Origin of the sequence: Sphingobacterium puteale (assembly GCF_050986225.1) — a bacterium.
Classification (GTDB): Bacteria; Bacteroidota; Bacteroidia; order Sphingobacteriales; family Sphingobacteriaceae; genus Sphingobacterium; species Sphingobacterium puteale.
In genome coordinates this window covers 2809117-2825475 of sequence record NZ_CP158959.1, presented here as the reverse complement: position 1 = coordinate 2825475, position 16359 = coordinate 2809117, and the positions used below count along the sequence as shown (strand labels likewise).

The window sequence follows — 16359 nt, the reverse complement described above, 5'->3', positions numbered from 1 at the left end:
ACTTGCATAAAAAAAGCTGCTTTCGGACGAAAGCAGCTTTTAAACTAAATTTTTATGGAATCATTTTATTGCGCTTGATTCTTACGGATAATATTCAAAGCACCTCCGGCTTTAAACCATTCGATCTGTTGTGCATTGTAAGTGTGGTTTGCCAAGATCTGCTCTTGCGTTCCATCTGCATGGTGCAAGACAAGAGTCAGTGGTTTACCAGGAGCAAACTCTGTCAAGCCAAGGATATCAATCGTATCATTTTCCTGAATTTTGTTATAGTCGTCCTTGTTCGCAAAAGTTAAGCCCAACATACCTTGTTTTTTCAGGTTTGTCTCGTGGATACGAGCAAAAGATTTAACCAATACTGCGCGCACACCCAAATGACGAGGTTCCATCGCAGCATGCTCACGCGAAGACCCTTCACCATAGTTCTCATCCCCTACCACAATTGATCCGATGTTATGTGCTTTATAGTCACGTTGCGTTGCCGGAACAGGACCGTATTCACCCGTCAATTGATTCTTCACGTTGTCGGTTTTCTCATTGAAGAAGTTAACCGCACCGATCAGCATATTATTTGAGATATTATCTAAGTGACCACGGTATTTCAACCAAGGACCAGCCATAGAAATATGATCCGTTGTACATTTACCTTTTGCTTTGATCAATAATTTCAAACCTTTTAAGTCTGTACCTTCCCAAGCTGCAAAAGGTTCCAACAATTGGAGACGGTCTGATGTCGGAGCGACGTCAACAACAACAGCACTACCATCTGCTGCCGGAGCCTGATATCCCGGATCATCGACAGCAAATCCTTTTGTTGGTAACTCATCGCCCACAGGAGGATCCAACTTCACCTGCTCACCTTTATTGTTGGTTAATGTATCCGTAACCGGATTAAAACCCAAATCACCGGAAATTGCAATTGCAGCAACCAATTCTGGTGATGCAACGAATGCATAGGTATTTGGATTACCGTCCGCACGTTTCGCAAAGTTACGGTTGAACGAGTGAACAATTGTGTTTTTCTCTTGCTTATCCGCCCCCACACGATCCCACATACCGATACATGGACCACAAGCATTGGTGAATATCGTAGCGTTAAGATCTTCAAATGTCTTTAACAAACCATCACGATCTGCCGTAAAACGAACCTGCTCAGAACCAGGATTAATACCAAATTCAGCTTTGGTGATCAGCCCTTTATCAACAGCTTGTTTTGCAATGGATGCAGCACGCGACAAATCTTCATACGAAGAGTTTGTACAGGATCCAATCAGTCCCCACTCTACTTTCAAAGGCCAACCATTCTTAGCTGCCTCTTCGCGCATACGTGAAACCGGGGTATATAGATCTGGCGTAAATGGCCCGTTCAACGAAGGCTCTAATTCCGAAAGATTAATTTCGATCAATTGATCGAAATATTGCTCCGGATTAGCATAGACTTCAGCATCAGCTGTCAAGTGCTGTTTAATGGCATTGGCGGCATCTGCAACCTCAGCACGACCTGTCGCACGAAGGTAACGCTCCATCGACGCGTCATAACCAAATGTTGAGGTAGTCGCGCCTATTTCAGCCCCCATATTACAGATTGTTCCTTTACCTGTACAAGATAGAGACTCCGCACCTTCGCCAAAATATTCAACGATTGCACCAGTTCCTCCTTTTACAGTTAAGATACCAGCAACTTTTAGGATCACGTCTTTTGCAGCAGCCCAACCACTCAATTTACCGGTTAATTTAACACCGATCAATTTGGGGAATTTTAGCTCCCAAGGTAATCCAGCCATCACATCACAGGCATCAGCACCACCTACACCGATGGCTACCATACCCAGACCACCGGCATTGACGGTATGTGAATCTGTACCAATCATCATACCACCCGGAAATGCATAATTTTCCAATACAACCTGGTGAATAATACCAGCACCGGGTTTCCAGAAACCGATACCATATTTATTTGAAACAGAGCTCAAGAAGTTAAATACTTCTGAACTTTCGTTTTTAGCACGGGCTAAATCTTTATCTGCACCTTCTTTGGCCTGGATCAAGTGATCACAATGAACAGTAGAAGGAACTGCTACTTTAGGACGTCCGGCCTGCATAAATTGCAATAAAGCCATTTGTGCAGTTGCATCTTGCATCGCTACACGGTCAGGAGCAAAATCAACGTAAGAAACGCCGCGTTTGTAATCTTCTGTCGCATTACCATCCCAAAGGTGGGCATATAAAATTTTCTCAGATAAAGTCAAAGGTTTGTTCACCACCTGACGGGCCGCTGCAATGCGTTCGTCATAACGGCTATATACCTTTTTTATCATATCTACATCAAAAGCCATATCTCTCTTATTTATGTTATTTAATTAAGTTACTGAAACCTTGATAGCTTTTATTTTGTCGGAATAGGCGCAAATTTAGTTAAGTTAATGCCCTCGACAGCAGCTTTATATTCTTCTATATTAGGAATACGACCTAAAATAGCTGAAAGTACGACAACAGGTGTAGACGCCAATAAGGATTCTCCTTTTTTACCATCTCTATCTTCAACGACACGGCCTTGGAACAAACGCGTTGACGTCGCCATCACCGTATCACCTTTCGCAGCTTTCTCTTGGTTACCCATACACAGGTTACAACCAGGACGTTCTAGGTACATGATATTTTCATATTCTGTGCGGGCAGTACTTTTTGGCAATGCATCGCTAAATTCAAATCCCGAATATTTTTGCAAGAATTCCCAGTCGCCCTCAGCTTTCAACTCATCGATAATATTATATGTTGGCGCTGCAACAACCAATGGAGCTTCAAAGGTAACTACACCTTTTTGCTGCTCGATATTACGCAACATTTTTGAAACGATTTTTAAATCGTCCTTATGCACCATACAAGAACCAACGAAACCTAAATCCACCTTTTTGTTTCCGCCATAGTAAGAAAGGTCACGAATCGTATCGTGCGTATAACGTTTAGAAACGTCCACGTTATTTACATCTGGATCTGCGATCATTGGCTCTTCAATAAGATCCAAGTCAACCACAACCTCAGCATAATATTTTGCGTTGTTATCTGGAGTCAACGCTGGTTTCACACCTGATTTAATTTCTTCGATACGCTTGTTCGCTTTATCGATCAAACCTTGTAAAACATTGTTTTTATTTTCCATACCCTTATCAATCATGATTTGGATACGGTTTTTCGCAATTTCTAACGATTCAATTAACGTATCATCCTGAGAAATACAGATGGATGCTTTTGCTTTCATCTCCGCTGTCCAGTCCGTAAAAGTAAAGGCTTGATCAGCAAGTAAGGTACCGATATGAACCTCAATGATTCTACCTTGGAAAACGTTTTCTCCAGCAAATTGCTGCAACATCTGTGCTTGGGTAGCATGCACAACATCACGGAAATCCATGTGCTCCTTCATACTGCCTTTAAAAGTAACTTTTACAGATTCGGGAATCGGCATAGAAGCCTCACCCGTAGCCAATGCTAATGCAACAGTACCTGAGTCAGCACCGAAGGCCACACCTTTAGACATACGTGTATGCGAGTCACCGCCGATAATGATAGCCCATTCGTCAATCGTAATATCGTTTAATACTTTGTGGATAACATCGGTCATGGAGTGATAAACGCCTTTTGGATCGCGAGCAGTGATCAAACCAAAATCGTTCATAAATTTCATCAATTTTGGAATGTTCGCTTGCGCTTTCTTATCCCAAACAGATGCTGTATGACAACCTGATTGGTAGGCACCATCAACTGTAGGCGAGATGACCGTCGCAGCCATAGCTTCCAACTCCTGTGCAGTCATTAAACCTGTCGTATCTTGAGAACCGACAATATTTACTTTAACACGAACGTCAGAACCAGCATGCAATACTTTGCCCGGTGTCACACCTACCGCATTTTTGTTGAAGATTTTTTCTACAGCAGTTAAACCCTGACCTTCAATCGTGATTTCTTTCGAAGGAGCAAATACCGTCGGTGCCTGGATACCTAATGTTTGTGCTGCAAAAGTTTGGATTTTTTTACCAAATACGATAGCATAAGAACCACCTGCTTTGATAAATTCCATTTTCTGTGGTGTCAAAGCCTTTGAAATATCAATTAGCTCCTGCGTTCCATTATATAATTTCTTTGTTTTTGTATTAATGGTCAAAACAGTACCTGTAGCGACAGAATAAACTTCCTCCAAAACAGGCTCGTCTTTTTCATTGCGAACAACATTTCCATTTTCATCTACCTTCTTCACCCAGTTTTTAAGATCGATACCGATACCGCCGGTAACATCTACTGTCGTCAAGAAAATTGGTGAGATGCCGTTCGTACCACCTACAATCGGAGCAATGTTTACAAAAGGAACATAAGGACTTGCCTGTTTACCTGTCCATAAGGCCACATTGTTCACCCCTGACATCCGTGAGGATCCTACTCCCATTGTACCTCGCTCAGCGATCAACATCACGCTTTTGCCAGGATGTTGTGCCTGTAATTCTTTGATTTGTTGCTGTGCTTCTGGCGTGATCATACATTTACCATGCAATTCACGATCAGAACGTGAATGCGCCTGATTACCCGGGGATAATAAATCCGTAGAAATGTCACCTACACCCGCGATAAAAGTAACCACCTGGATTTCTTCCGCTACTTCAGGAAGTTTCGTAAAGAATTCAGCTTTCGCATAGCTTTCTAAAATATCTTTTGCAACAGCGTTTCCTTGTTCAAAGGCTTCCTTCAAACGAGCTGTATCCGCATCATATAAGAAAACCTGAGTTTTAAGTACCTCTGCAGCTTGATTGGCGATCGCAAGATCAGTACCTAGCGCTAAGTCCAATAGCACCTTGATCGAAGGTCCACCCTTCATATGAGACAATAGCTCAAAAGCAAAAGCAGGAGTAATTTCAGCAACAACTGATTCACCCAAAATAATTTCCTTTAGGAACTGCGCCTTAACACCAGCCGCAGGTGTTGTTCCGGGCAAAGTATTATAAATAAACAATCTTAAAGATTCCGCTCTATTTTCATTGTTTAAATCTTTAATCTGAGCAATTACCTCACTTAGTAATTCTGCTCCGTCAATAGGCTTAGGATGTAATCCCTGGCCTTCTCGCTCTACAACCTCTTGTACGTAATCGTTGTAAATACTCATAGATATCAATCTTTCTATTTTAAGGATAGTTCAGAAGATATATTTTTTATCTTCTTCCACTACCGTGTCTGTAATATAATTAAGCTAATAGAAAACTCATGCAGACCCGCTACACTACCTTATAAATTAGCCCGTTCAATTCGTGTATTCAAGTCGATTTTTTTACCGTAAATCAACTATTATGACTAAATACAAAAATAGTGAAAATCCAACTTTAAACGCATGCATTCCATTTATTTAAATCAATTTGGAATTGTTCTAAACAGCACTTATATCATCCGCTCGTTTTTTCCTGAATTTGTTTTCTTCCCGTTATCCGCCATAAAAAAAGAGGTGATTTATTTTACTAAATCACCTCTGCATATCTCTATATTTTTGCTAGAGCAATATCTATATCTTTTAATGTTTTTACAGTCTCCAACGGATCTGCAGCATTAAACACAAACGAACCCGCAACAAGTACATCAGCACCCGCTTTCAACAGCTGTGCTGCATTTGCTGTGGTAACTCCACCGTCGATTTCGATCAACAAGCCATCATTGACACCCTGAGCCATTGCACGGAGTTCCTGCACTTTTGCATAGGTATTCGGGATAAACTTTTGTCCACCGAACCCGGGATTGACAGACATCAGGCACACAAGGTCCAGATCAGCCAAAACATCCTTCAAAAGGGCAACTGGCGTATGTGGATTCAACGCGACCCCCGCTTTACAGCCCAATTCTTTAATAGCCGCTAATGTACGGTGCAAATGCGTACAAGCTTCATAGTGTACAGTAATTATGTCTGCTCCGGAATCTTTACAGACCTGCAAATAGCGATCAGGATCAACAATCATCAAGTGCACATCCAACGGCTTTGTAGCATGTTTCGCGATTGCTTGCATCACCGGAAATCCAAATGAAATATTCGGCACAAAAACGCCGTCCATAATATCGATGTGAAACCAATCAGCCTCACTCTTGTTTACCATGATGATATCATCGTATAATTTTGCGAAGTCTGCAGCAAGAACGGATGGTGCAATGAGATGTGATTTTGTTGACATGTTGTGTTTTTTTTGCAAAGATAACAAGTATTTTCTGTTCAGCGTAACATTCTCCACATTTAACGTGATTCAAATAGCAGCTGGCAGAATCCACGAAAAATAAATTATAACTACATTTGTATATTAACTTTATATAATAAAAACATCGTTCGCAGTGGGAAGATTAAAAATAAAATATAAAAGAGAATTAAACACAACGGAAAATCTCATCCGAAAAATTGGATTAATACTAATCACGATCGTCCTGATTTGTATTTTTCTTCCCAAACAACCACGGTTCCGATATGAGTTTCAAAAAGGAAAAGTCTGGAACCATGAAAATCTCATATCACCTTACAATTTTGCGATCCTGAAGACGCAGGAAGAGCTCAATGCAGACAAAAAAAGTATTTTAAATACGATTCAGCCGATTTATAATGCCAATTCGACAACAAGCAAAGAACAGATCGACCAATTCAATACCGATTTGTCCGAAAAATGGCAAAGCAGCAAACTGGATACAACACATGAAAATATCAACGATTATCGCAGTGCCGGAAATGCGATATTAAACCATCTCTATGGAAAAGGTATTCTCTCACTGAATAACCGGTTTCAAAACCGCAACAATGACAAATCCCCAGCTTCGAAACATTATAATTTCACATTAATACAAGATAAGGTTGCTTCACAAAAAAATACGGCAGATTGTTACACCATTGAAAGTTCTTATGAATATATGGACAATTTAATGCCCAAGCTGACCAAAATCAAACAGAAAGGCTGGCTCGAGGAGACATTAAAAAATTACATCACGATTAATTACATCTATAACGACCAGCAAACCGAAGCACTTGAACAAAATGCGATCACAAATATATCCGCTACCCGAGGTGTAGTTCAGAAAGGTGAACTGATTGCGGAAAAAGAAAAAATTATATCCAATGAGACTTACCAGAAGCTCGAATCACTGCGTAAAGTGTATGAAGATGAAGGCAAAATAAGCGGAAATCAAAACTATGTCACACTGGGACAATTTCTGATCATATCCCTCGCGCTTTCGATACTCATGGTTTTTCTTTTCCTTTTCCGAAAGGACATTTATTTCAACAATAGGTTATTGATGATTATCATGATTGTTATCATCGGGATGCTTGCTGTACTATCTTGGGCTATCAAGATCAAAATACCCAATTTGTATTATATTCCGTTTTGTGCCGTCCCCATTATCATTCGCATCCTGTTTGACACCCGTGTCGCTCTGAATATCCATCTGTTGATGGTGCTTTTGGCCGGACTCTTTGTACCAAACAGTTTTGAGTTTGTCTTTTTGCAATTTATGGCAGGCATTGTTGCAATCTATAGTATCAAAACATTGGTAAAACGTGAACAACTGTTTGTTTCTTCAGCAATTATCCTAGGGACATACTGGATCGCTTACATCGGGCTAGTGGTCACAAGAAATGGCTCTATTGATACCATCTACTGGTCGGACCTCCTTCCATTCTTGGTCAGTGTCATGATCACCTTGCTGGCCTATCCGATGATCTATGCTTTCGAAAAACTCTTTGGAATAGTATCCGACCTGACGCTGATGGAGCTCACAAACAGTAACTCCAAATTATTGCGGGAGCTATCCTTTAAAGCGCCGGGCACCTTTCAGCACTCCCTACAGGTAGCCAATCTGGCTGAGGCGGCAATTTATAAAATTGGAGGCAACCCACTGTTGGTTCGCGCCGGAGCGCTGTACCATGACATCGGCAAATTGACCAATCCACAATTTTTTATTGAGAACCAAAAGACAGAAAAAAATCCACACGATGAACTTTCTCCGGAACAAAGTGCGCAAATTATTATCTCCCATGTCATCAAAGGTGTGGATATCGCTAAGAAACATCAGCTTCCCGAAGTGATCCTCGATTTTATCCGAACACACCATGGTACCACCCGAGTGGACTACTTTTACAATGTGTTTGTTAAAAACAATCCGGACAAACTCGTTGACGAGTCTTTATTTACCTACCCCGGCCCTATTCCTTTCTCTAAGGAAACGGCTGTACTCATGATGGCCGACTCAGTGGAAGCGGCGTCCAGAGCTTTAAAAGAACCCTCGGAGGAGTCCATCAATAATCTTGTGGATAAAATAATCGAACATAAACTGATGCGCGGGCAATTCAATAATAGCAATATTACATTAAAAGATATTACCGAATCGGCTGTTATCTTCAAGGCTATGCTCAAAAGTATTTACCATGTTCGGGTGGATTATGATTTGAGCAAAAAAACAATGTAATTTTAATTGCTAAACAACAAATTGAAATTCAAATGCTTATTGTAACGTTACGTTTTTTTTGCATTTTTTTTGATATTTAGGCTTTGCAGATTCAAATAATTGCCTTATGTTTGCAATGTCAAAACACGGAAGGGTGCCTGAGTGGCCGAAAGGAACAGTTTGCTAAACTGTCGTACTGGAAACGGTACCGCGGGTTCGAATCCCGCCTCTTCCGCCAAGACTACAAAAAAAGCTCAACTGCGTTGAGCTTTTTTTATTTATGCTGTAAAAACAAGATAAAACGAAATTCTGAACTTTGAGCCTCTCACTCAGCACAATAAACATTTTATTCAGACTTCAATGCAACCTCTAGCTGACTTGCATCATTCAGGTCCACACCCTTTCGTTTCAGGCTTGCTATGGTTCCTTCCGGAATAATCACATAACGATAACTAATTTGACTACCTAAATTCAGAAGACTTCCTCCATGGTAAACAAACCTGTAGACAATGATTTGATTCTGTTTCAGATGATGAGCGATCGTGCTCATTCTCCCTCCGGCTCTTGAGGTGAAAGGCAGCTGGAACACCCCTCCTCCATAATTTAAATAAACCATTACAGTTCCACTATTCAGTATTGTTGTGGTTATTCCTCTAGCAGCAAGATGGGTAACTCTGACTACAGAACCGTCTATAATAGAATCTTTAACTCCTGTAGCATATTGCCAGCCACTATAGAGGACATTCGCTGTACCAGTCATCCCTTTTAGATTAATCCCTGTACCCCATCCAGAAGCGGTCTTGGGGTCCAAAAAATTGATAACTGTCGACTTTAAAGTAGAAGTCACCTACGACACCTAACGACACTGCCGGAATTTGGGTCCCGCTCAGGATTTTGGATCCCGGCGCTCCATTAGCTCCTGTCGCTCCCTTGAAGGACATCGCTTTGCCCCATCCGGCATCTGTTGGGGCCATACATTTCGGAAGTCGTTTTTCGGATATAATAATCTCCCGCTTTCCCTATGCTTGCTGATGGAACGACATCTCCAGAGAATATCGTAGCTCCATCTCCACCTTTTACCCCCTGTACCCCTTTTTCGCCTTGTTCGCCTTTCTCACCAGTAGCTCCTTGGCCCTGTGTCCCCCTTTTTACAGGAAAAAAAATAACCAGTCCTAGACTGATCATCAGCATACTTTTTAATCCTTTCATTTGAATAATTAGTTTGTGAACGATATTCCAAATGTATTGTTCCGCAAATTGCAACAAACCGATAATGAGCGAAACAGAGATCGCAATGAGTGGATAATCCCATTTAATTAGTTAACAGTCTTATTTGTAATATTACACCCATTTTTGGCATGAGCCGGTTGAGATCCCAGCGAATTTCGATTAATGTCGTTTGAGTGCAAAAAGAGGATAGCACAATGATGACAATTGTCGACAGGAATTCAATTATTGATTGTATCAATAAATTATATGTAACCGAACACCCAGTCTTTGGTTCATTGACGTCATGGGACAACTTAACCAACAAGAATGGATTGTATTCCATAATAAGCATTTCTCCCATCATTTTAAACAATTTCGGTTGCTATAAAGACATGAAATATCACGCTCAGTGTTTTCGTATAAATTCATTTTTTTGATAAAGGTGAGCTATATTATAAAGATAGACGGCAACAAACAAATTGTAGGCATTTTCTGGCTTCCTGGAAAAATTTGTTAGTACACTTAATTCAATAGAATTAGTCAATTTCCGCAACGACTGACAAAAAATTATCTCTTAGTTTTTAGGCGGAAAGAAAAAAGATTTTGGATTCATTTTAAAATAAATCCATACCGCCTTGGCCATTTTCGCCAACTCCTTAGACGATAAGTTTCGCGAACGAAACGCGAGCACCAATGACAAACCAAAGCTTACGAGAAAATTAAAGAACCCAATGATCCCGATACCCAAAATCCCCCATATCCAGATATCCGTGGACAGCTCCATACGATGTCCAAATAAACCCAGGGCCAGATTTCCGCTCGCAAAGGTAATGTGCCGAATATCGATATTAATACCAAGAAACATCCCAATGGAAGCCGTTGAGCCCATAAAAACACCAAACCAGAGATTGGAAACAATACCAGCCCATTTCTTTTCATAAAAAGAGGCAATCTTGTCCGTCTTCGTTTTCCCAAATACCTTTTTCAGCAAAGGATGCTCCTGAATCCTATAGTAAACCGAATTGTGTTTATCGCGATTTGAAATACTGCCGGCAATAATCCCCGACAGAAATAAAAATACACCGGCAATGGAAGCGTGTAAAATGACTGGAGTCTTGATGGGATTTAAATCATCGACTAAATGTAACCATTTGGCACTTGCAATATTCACACCTGTGAGTTGCTGTATCCCCCATACCAACAGCAGGCTGACGGGAAATGCCATAACCACATTACCAACAAAAGCGATGAACTGCGAGCGAAATAAACGTGCAAAAAATTGGGCAAACACCCAATACCGATGCCTGCCGGCGCCTCGATCAGAAGCTCCCTGTTCAATCGCGCTCACCAACGATGAAGCTGTCATCGCCGGTTGCTTTGTTGCCAAGGTCGCTCCAAAAAGATAGATCACCGTAAAACCGATCGCATAATTCAGGCTATATAAAAATGCATGCCCGAATTCGCTTGTCTCCACTTTTCCCAATAACAGTTTTACTATACACATCACCCCCACAATTACACCGCCACCGCAGGCAGAACGAAACATCTTCCAATACTCCTGATGGGTTGATGTAATATAGTGTTCCCCCGTCTGCGCTGTATGATGAGTAATTTCATAGGCCAGCAACTGCGTGCTCTGCCCTATTAATTTACGGATATTGCTTTTTCTGGAATTATATCCAATCAGCGTCTTCGCCAACTCAATGCTTTTCTCTGCTTTTTGGGATTCCGTATCAATCACCAAAAAAGAGAGCATATCCTTGATACGTTCCAGTTGCTGACGGATCCGCAATAAGGACTGATTCACCTTAATGGAAATACCAAAACGGTGCGAATTGCCAAAAGCGGTTTCTATATAGGCCTCACATTGTCGATGAAGTACGAGCAACTGTTTATACGAAAGATCTTCTGAGTTGATGTATTTCGTCTCCGACTGTAAAATACGGTCATTTAACTCCGTAAACTCCCGCATAATTGCAATAAATGGACTATCGAAATTCTGAAACTCCGGCACCATTTTATTGACATCAGTTTCCATTGCCCGGCCAGTAATACGTTGCACCAACAGCTCGATCCCATACAAGATCTCAATCATTTCAAAACCCGTTTCATCATCATAAATGGAATTAAACTCACACAGCCGAAATAGTTCATACAATTGCTCGGCTGAAATTGTGGCTATCCAATCCGCATCTTTGGGGGAGTAAAATACCTGATTCAGCAAATATTGCAAAGTTGACTTTGCTGGCTGATAAGGGAGATAACGCTCGGTAATCCGCTTCCTGAGCTCATAGATAAAATCTGCATAACTGATAATGCCCGTATCAGATACCAGTTGGTCAAAATCTCTTTGCCTGAGAACCCGTTTAAGGTAGCGGATAAACTGATTTCTGCAATCCACTGACTCCTGTAGAAAATCAAGAAAAAACTGGATATCGACCTGATAGAACAACTGCACCTTTTTGGGCCGAATTATCGCGACAATTAAAACCAATAGTTCAATTTCCACATATTCGGGATTATCCAATTGATTCCTGTAGCGATCAAATAGCGCACTTACTTGCTGTTTTTGATCTATTTTTTCTTTCATAAATTCCTATTATTCGCCTACTATAGCCTTTATTAGTGCTATAAACTTTCACGTCTTAAGATACCACATTTAAGACAAAATTGTTTTGAAATCATAAAATCTATTTGCGCTGGACTACTATTCATATCAAGGTTTACTCGGGATTACGTCGCCAGCAAGAAAATACCTGAAACCAGTGATAATCCTGCACAAAAATTCTTCTATTTTTGCGACAGTGAACAGGATAAAGATGAAAATAATAAATTTCACGCTGGCATATTTAAGCTTATTTCCCTTGCTTCTTAAAGCGCAGGATGGTATTTCCTTTGATAACGATTTTAATCTCTGGAATATACAGAAAGGGCAAACAGCTACCGTTTTTGTTGAAAAAGCCTATATTCGCTCCGTTCCCGGACTCCAAGCTAAACAGATAGACTCTTTAGGTGTTGGGACAACGGTTACGATGACAAGCGCCCCACTCAAAGGCAGTATTATCAAAAACTTCTACGCCCCATGGTACCAGATTAGCTACTTGAAGGATAGCCAACAAAAAAAAGGTTTTATCTGGCTTGGCTTATTGGCTCTTGGCAAACAGGTTGACCGGGAAGGTTTCCAATACCTCTATGGTTTTGAACGTTTTATCAAACCGCCAAATAGGGAACAACAGGATTACTTTTTAACCAAAGTAAAAGTATTGAATCCACACGACTCCTTGATCGCTAGCCAATCCTACACATTTGCATTTGGCGGACAGCTGAGTGCACAAAGCAAACTTTTGCCAAGCATGGGATTAACTCATGTAAAACAAATCTTATGCATGGAATTTATTTCTGGCGCCTGCGGAGTTCCCAGCGAATATCATTATGTTGCCTGGACCGGCCAGAAACTTATCAACCTACCCAGCAGGTATTCTGTCTCCGATGCAGGAGTCTTTTATTACGACGAGAAACTCCTGTTCCCTACAGAACACAAAAAAAACAACCAATTGATCTATAAGTATATCGAAGAAGGAGAAACCGAAAACGACGATATCGACGCACCCAAGTACCGCATTTCCAAAAGAGAAGAGCATTTTCAATGGGATGGTGATAAATTTTTCAAGCTCTCATTACCCAAATAATTTTTAATAAATTCAACCGATTGGAACAACACATAAAGAAGTAAAGAATGGAAGATAAAAATATATACGATTTATTCTACAGCGGACAGCTTGATCTATTTATCATTGAAGGTGAAAATCAATTAAAACAAGATGACCAGGATGTCCCCCTTTGGACACATCTAGCAGTTGCCTATCACGACCAAGTATTCTACGATGGGCATGAAGCTATTTTTGATATCATACAGGAGAAGATGATCCCTTATCTTCAAAAAGCACTACTGATAGAGCCGGAAAATGAAACAACGCTCTATCATATGTTAAATTATGTCCTGGATAATCAGACCAGATTGGAACAGATCAATCGTCCAAGGAAACACATCAATGAAGACAACAAAGATGAGTTTATCGGCTATGCAAAAAAGTTGATCGCTATACCGAAAATGGCTCCCTATGGCTACGGATTTCTGGCGGATATTTATGAAAGTCTCCAGGATGACACTGCCCTGTTGCCTTTATTGGATGAAGGCATTGCTTACTTTCGTGAAGCGTTCAAGGACAACCGCGAAGCTGCCGATCAGAATTTCTCCATATTCTGGATAAAAAAAATATACCTTCTAGATCGTACCAAACAGATTTCAGGCGCTGCGCTAACAACTTTAATCCGCGAGCAATTTGATCGCTTCATCAGCGGTAGCGAGATGCAGTATGTTGACCTTGCTGAGATCGCTTATGAAAACAAGAATATCGACCTGGCTTTAAAGGTATTAATGAAGCTTATCAGAGGAGAAAATTCAGCTGCACATATCCACAAGGAACTGGTCAAATGGCACAGCCGCTTCGAAGATCTTATCGCTGACGGTTATGAAAACCCGGAGGTATTCTATTACCAGCTTATCATCGAACGCAATTATTCGGAAGATATCGGTATTCCTTTGGACTATTACTATTTGCACGCGTTAAAACTCATTGATCAATATCCTGACCTGTACGCCGGTTATCATTTTGCAGCGGCATACCTGTATGATGAGGAACAATATGAAGCAGCTTTACCTTACCTCCGACAATTGGGCGAAAGACAGTGGAATGCAACTTCTTGGCGTCGTCTCGTTGAATGTACCTACTTAACAACAGGCGAAGTACATAAGCATGTTCCGACTTTTGATGACTTGCCACGTGATCTCTATAACGAAGGGGTCAATTTAGCTGACTTTGTCAATAGTCTGGAAACCCTATCATCCGAAGAAACGCTGGCCATGCGGCAGCTTTACCTTGCCGTTTACCGCCAGGCTTATGATGCCTTCGCTGCTTATTTCGAACAGGGGAAATATGAAAGTGATTATTTCGGTGGAAACCATAATCGTGCAATGAATTGCAATAACCTGGCAATTGCATTAAAGAATGTGGATCTCCTCGAAGAGAGTTATCAAATCGCAACTGAAGGGCTAAACTACTCAGACTTTGAAGAACTACATCAGACGCGAACAGACGCATTATCGAAATTGGAGGATTATGAACGTTTAAAAGACGCCCTCATACTATATTTCGACACCTACCAAGTCACTTTGCGCGACCTTGATGAAATGCGCGATGAGGTAATAGAAGAACAATCTGCCGAGGATGAATCAGATCTGGTATTCCCAAGTTGCTATCAGATGTTTGTGTATCAGCTTGAAGTAAATTATCATCTGGGACTTTCCTCCGATATACAGGGCGAAGCACAATATCTTCTGGAGCACATCTATCAGTTCTACATCAATCATCCTACCTTGAACGACTATCATTATCGGGATTTTGAAGCGGCTAAAAACGGTGTGGAAAATGTAATTTATGTTATTCTTGAGCCCTATGAACGCGATTACCGTATTCAGTATTATAACGATATGGCCCAAAAATATCCGCGTGAAGCACAGCCACAATATATCCTCATGCAGCTTTACAATGAGGTTTCTGACTATAGCGCTATCATTACAGCTGCAAAGGCCTACCTCAAAAACAAAAAGGAATTTATTATCAATGACTTTGATAAAGCAAAAACCTTGTATCTCATTGTCAAAAGTCACTATTTCCTCTCCGAATTTAGACCAGGTACAGACGTATTTCAACACCATGATCCCTGGGTTGCCACAGTCATGGATCCAGAAGATTATGTACTTTGGATAAAAATGGGGATTCAGCTACTGGCTGAACGGGAAAATCTAGTAGAAGTAAACCGCTATGTGGAAATTTTTAATAGCATCTATGCGCAACATGAATGGAGCTACGACGATGATTGTGAATCTGTAAAGTTGGCGGAAGCACTCGCTAACTACAAGACGGGGAACCTCAAAAAAGCGCATCACCTACTTAATGAAGTCCTCGCTTATTCAGACCATAGCGCATTGGCAGACGAATATAAGAGAACCTGGAAGAAACCGGGTTTCTTATCAAACTTTAAGTTCTAGCGAGCTTCTCGACTAACTTAAATAATAAAAGAAGCGTAGTCAACTAATCAAACTGTTGTCTACGCTTCTATGTAATATACCCCACTCATGCATCCCTAGATTCTGCTCCCACAACACGTATTTTCCATAATGCAGTCACGAGCGCTACGAACGCCTTACATGGAATAAGAAACAGCCATCCCGATAGTAGATTTAATACTTGTCCAAAAAAAGCTATATTTGAACTGTGGTAGCACTAAAATATCTCATCGGACTAATTCTTTTTCTTGGCTTAGCGGCCAAGCCGACCGCGACATATCCCTGCCATCAAAGTAAGGCAAAAACCTGCCCCATTGCCAATCCGGACCATGCAAGCAAAAAACATGATTGTTGCCAAAAAGCGAAGAAAAAACCGCTCTGTCAACACCGCAAGCAATGCCGGGATTGTAGTTGTCATTGCGCCGCAGCGACAAGTATACTGGCGGTCTCTACCTTTCCCGTTCAGCTACCAAAAATTTCCTTTTCCATTTTTAAAAAATTATATAGTGGTTTGTTGCCCGTCTATCTTTCAGAGGGCTATTTCTACCCTTGGGTACCACCCAAAATAGCTTAAA

General features: G+C 40.9%; 9 protein-coding genes and 1 tRNA gene. 4 read left to right on the top strand and 6 right to left on the bottom strand.

Annotated features, from left to right (window positions below):
* Positions 1 to 65 precede the first annotated feature (65 nt).
* The 3 genes from ABTV71_RS11850 to rpe all read right to left on the bottom strand — a co-directional run bounded on the left by ABTV71_RS11850 (position 66) and on the right by rpe (position 6194).
* On the bottom strand, positions 66 to 2333 hold the full coding sequence (locus tag ABTV71_RS11850; RefSeq protein WP_121122015.1) for an aconitate hydratase: 2268 nt from the start codon (positions 2331 to 2333) through the stop codon (positions 66 to 68).
* A 50-nt stretch (positions 2334 to 2383) separates the two neighbouring features.
* Complete coding sequence (locus ABTV71_RS11845) at positions 2384 to 5146, bottom strand: bifunctional aconitate hydratase 2/2-methylisocitrate dehydratase (RefSeq protein WP_121122013.1); 2763 nt, start codon at positions 5144 to 5146, stop codon at positions 2384 to 2386.
* A gap of 367 nt (positions 5147 to 5513) precedes the next feature.
* Positions 5514 to 6194, bottom strand: a complete 681-nt coding sequence (gene rpe, locus ABTV71_RS11840; protein ID WP_121122011.1) for a ribulose-phosphate 3-epimerase — start codon at positions 6192 to 6194, stop codon at positions 5514 to 5516.
* Between the two features lie 154 nt (positions 6195 to 6348).
* Between rpe and ABTV71_RS11835 the strand changes: the two genes are divergently transcribed.
* Together ABTV71_RS11835 and ABTV71_RS11830 are read left to right on the top strand one after the other, a co-directional pair.
* Positions 6349 to 8466 carry an HD family phosphohydrolase gene (locus tag ABTV71_RS11835; protein WP_121122008.1) on the top strand — a complete coding sequence of 706 codons (2118 nt, stop codon included), beginning with the start codon at positions 6349 to 6351 and terminating at the stop codon, positions 8464 to 8466.
* A 127-nt stretch (positions 8467 to 8593) separates the two neighbouring features.
* Positions 8594 to 8683 (top strand) — tRNA-Ser (locus ABTV71_RS11830).
* Between the two features lie 108 nt (positions 8684 to 8791).
* Here the strand turns inward: ABTV71_RS11830 and ABTV71_RS11825 are convergent.
* From ABTV71_RS11825 to ABTV71_RS11815, 3 genes are all read right to left on the bottom strand, one after another.
* Complete coding sequence (locus ABTV71_RS11825) at positions 8792 to 9292, bottom strand: hypothetical protein (protein WP_433903323.1); 501 nt, start codon at positions 9290 to 9292, stop codon at positions 8792 to 8794.
* 65 nt (positions 9293 to 9357) lie between these two features.
* Entirely contained in the window at positions 9358 to 9654 is a 297-nt protein-coding gene (locus ABTV71_RS11820; protein ID WP_433903322.1) for a hypothetical protein, read from the bottom strand.
* 574 nt (positions 9655 to 10228) lie between these two features.
* The gene (locus tag ABTV71_RS11815; RefSeq protein ID WP_433903321.1) at positions 10229 to 12244 is read right to left on the bottom strand and encodes a hypothetical protein; all 2016 of its coding nucleotides are present in this window, start codon (positions 12242 to 12244) and stop codon (positions 10229 to 10231) included.
* Positions 12245 to 12473: 229 nt separating this feature from the next.
* On the opposite strand from ABTV71_RS11815, the gene ABTV71_RS11810 reads away from it, so the two are divergent.
* Together ABTV71_RS11810 and ABTV71_RS11805 are read left to right on the top strand one after the other, a co-directional pair.
* Positions 12474 to 13343 (top strand): SH3 domain-containing protein, encoded by an 870-nt coding sequence (locus ABTV71_RS11810; protein WP_433903320.1) that lies wholly within the window; start codon positions 12474 to 12476, stop codon positions 13341 to 13343.
* A gap of 47 nt (positions 13344 to 13390) precedes the next feature.
* A complete protein-coding gene (locus ABTV71_RS11805) occupies positions 13391 to 15766 on the top strand; it encodes a hypothetical protein (RefSeq protein WP_433903319.1) in 2376 nt (791 codons plus the stop codon).
* Positions 15767 to 16359: the final 593 nt, after the last annotated feature.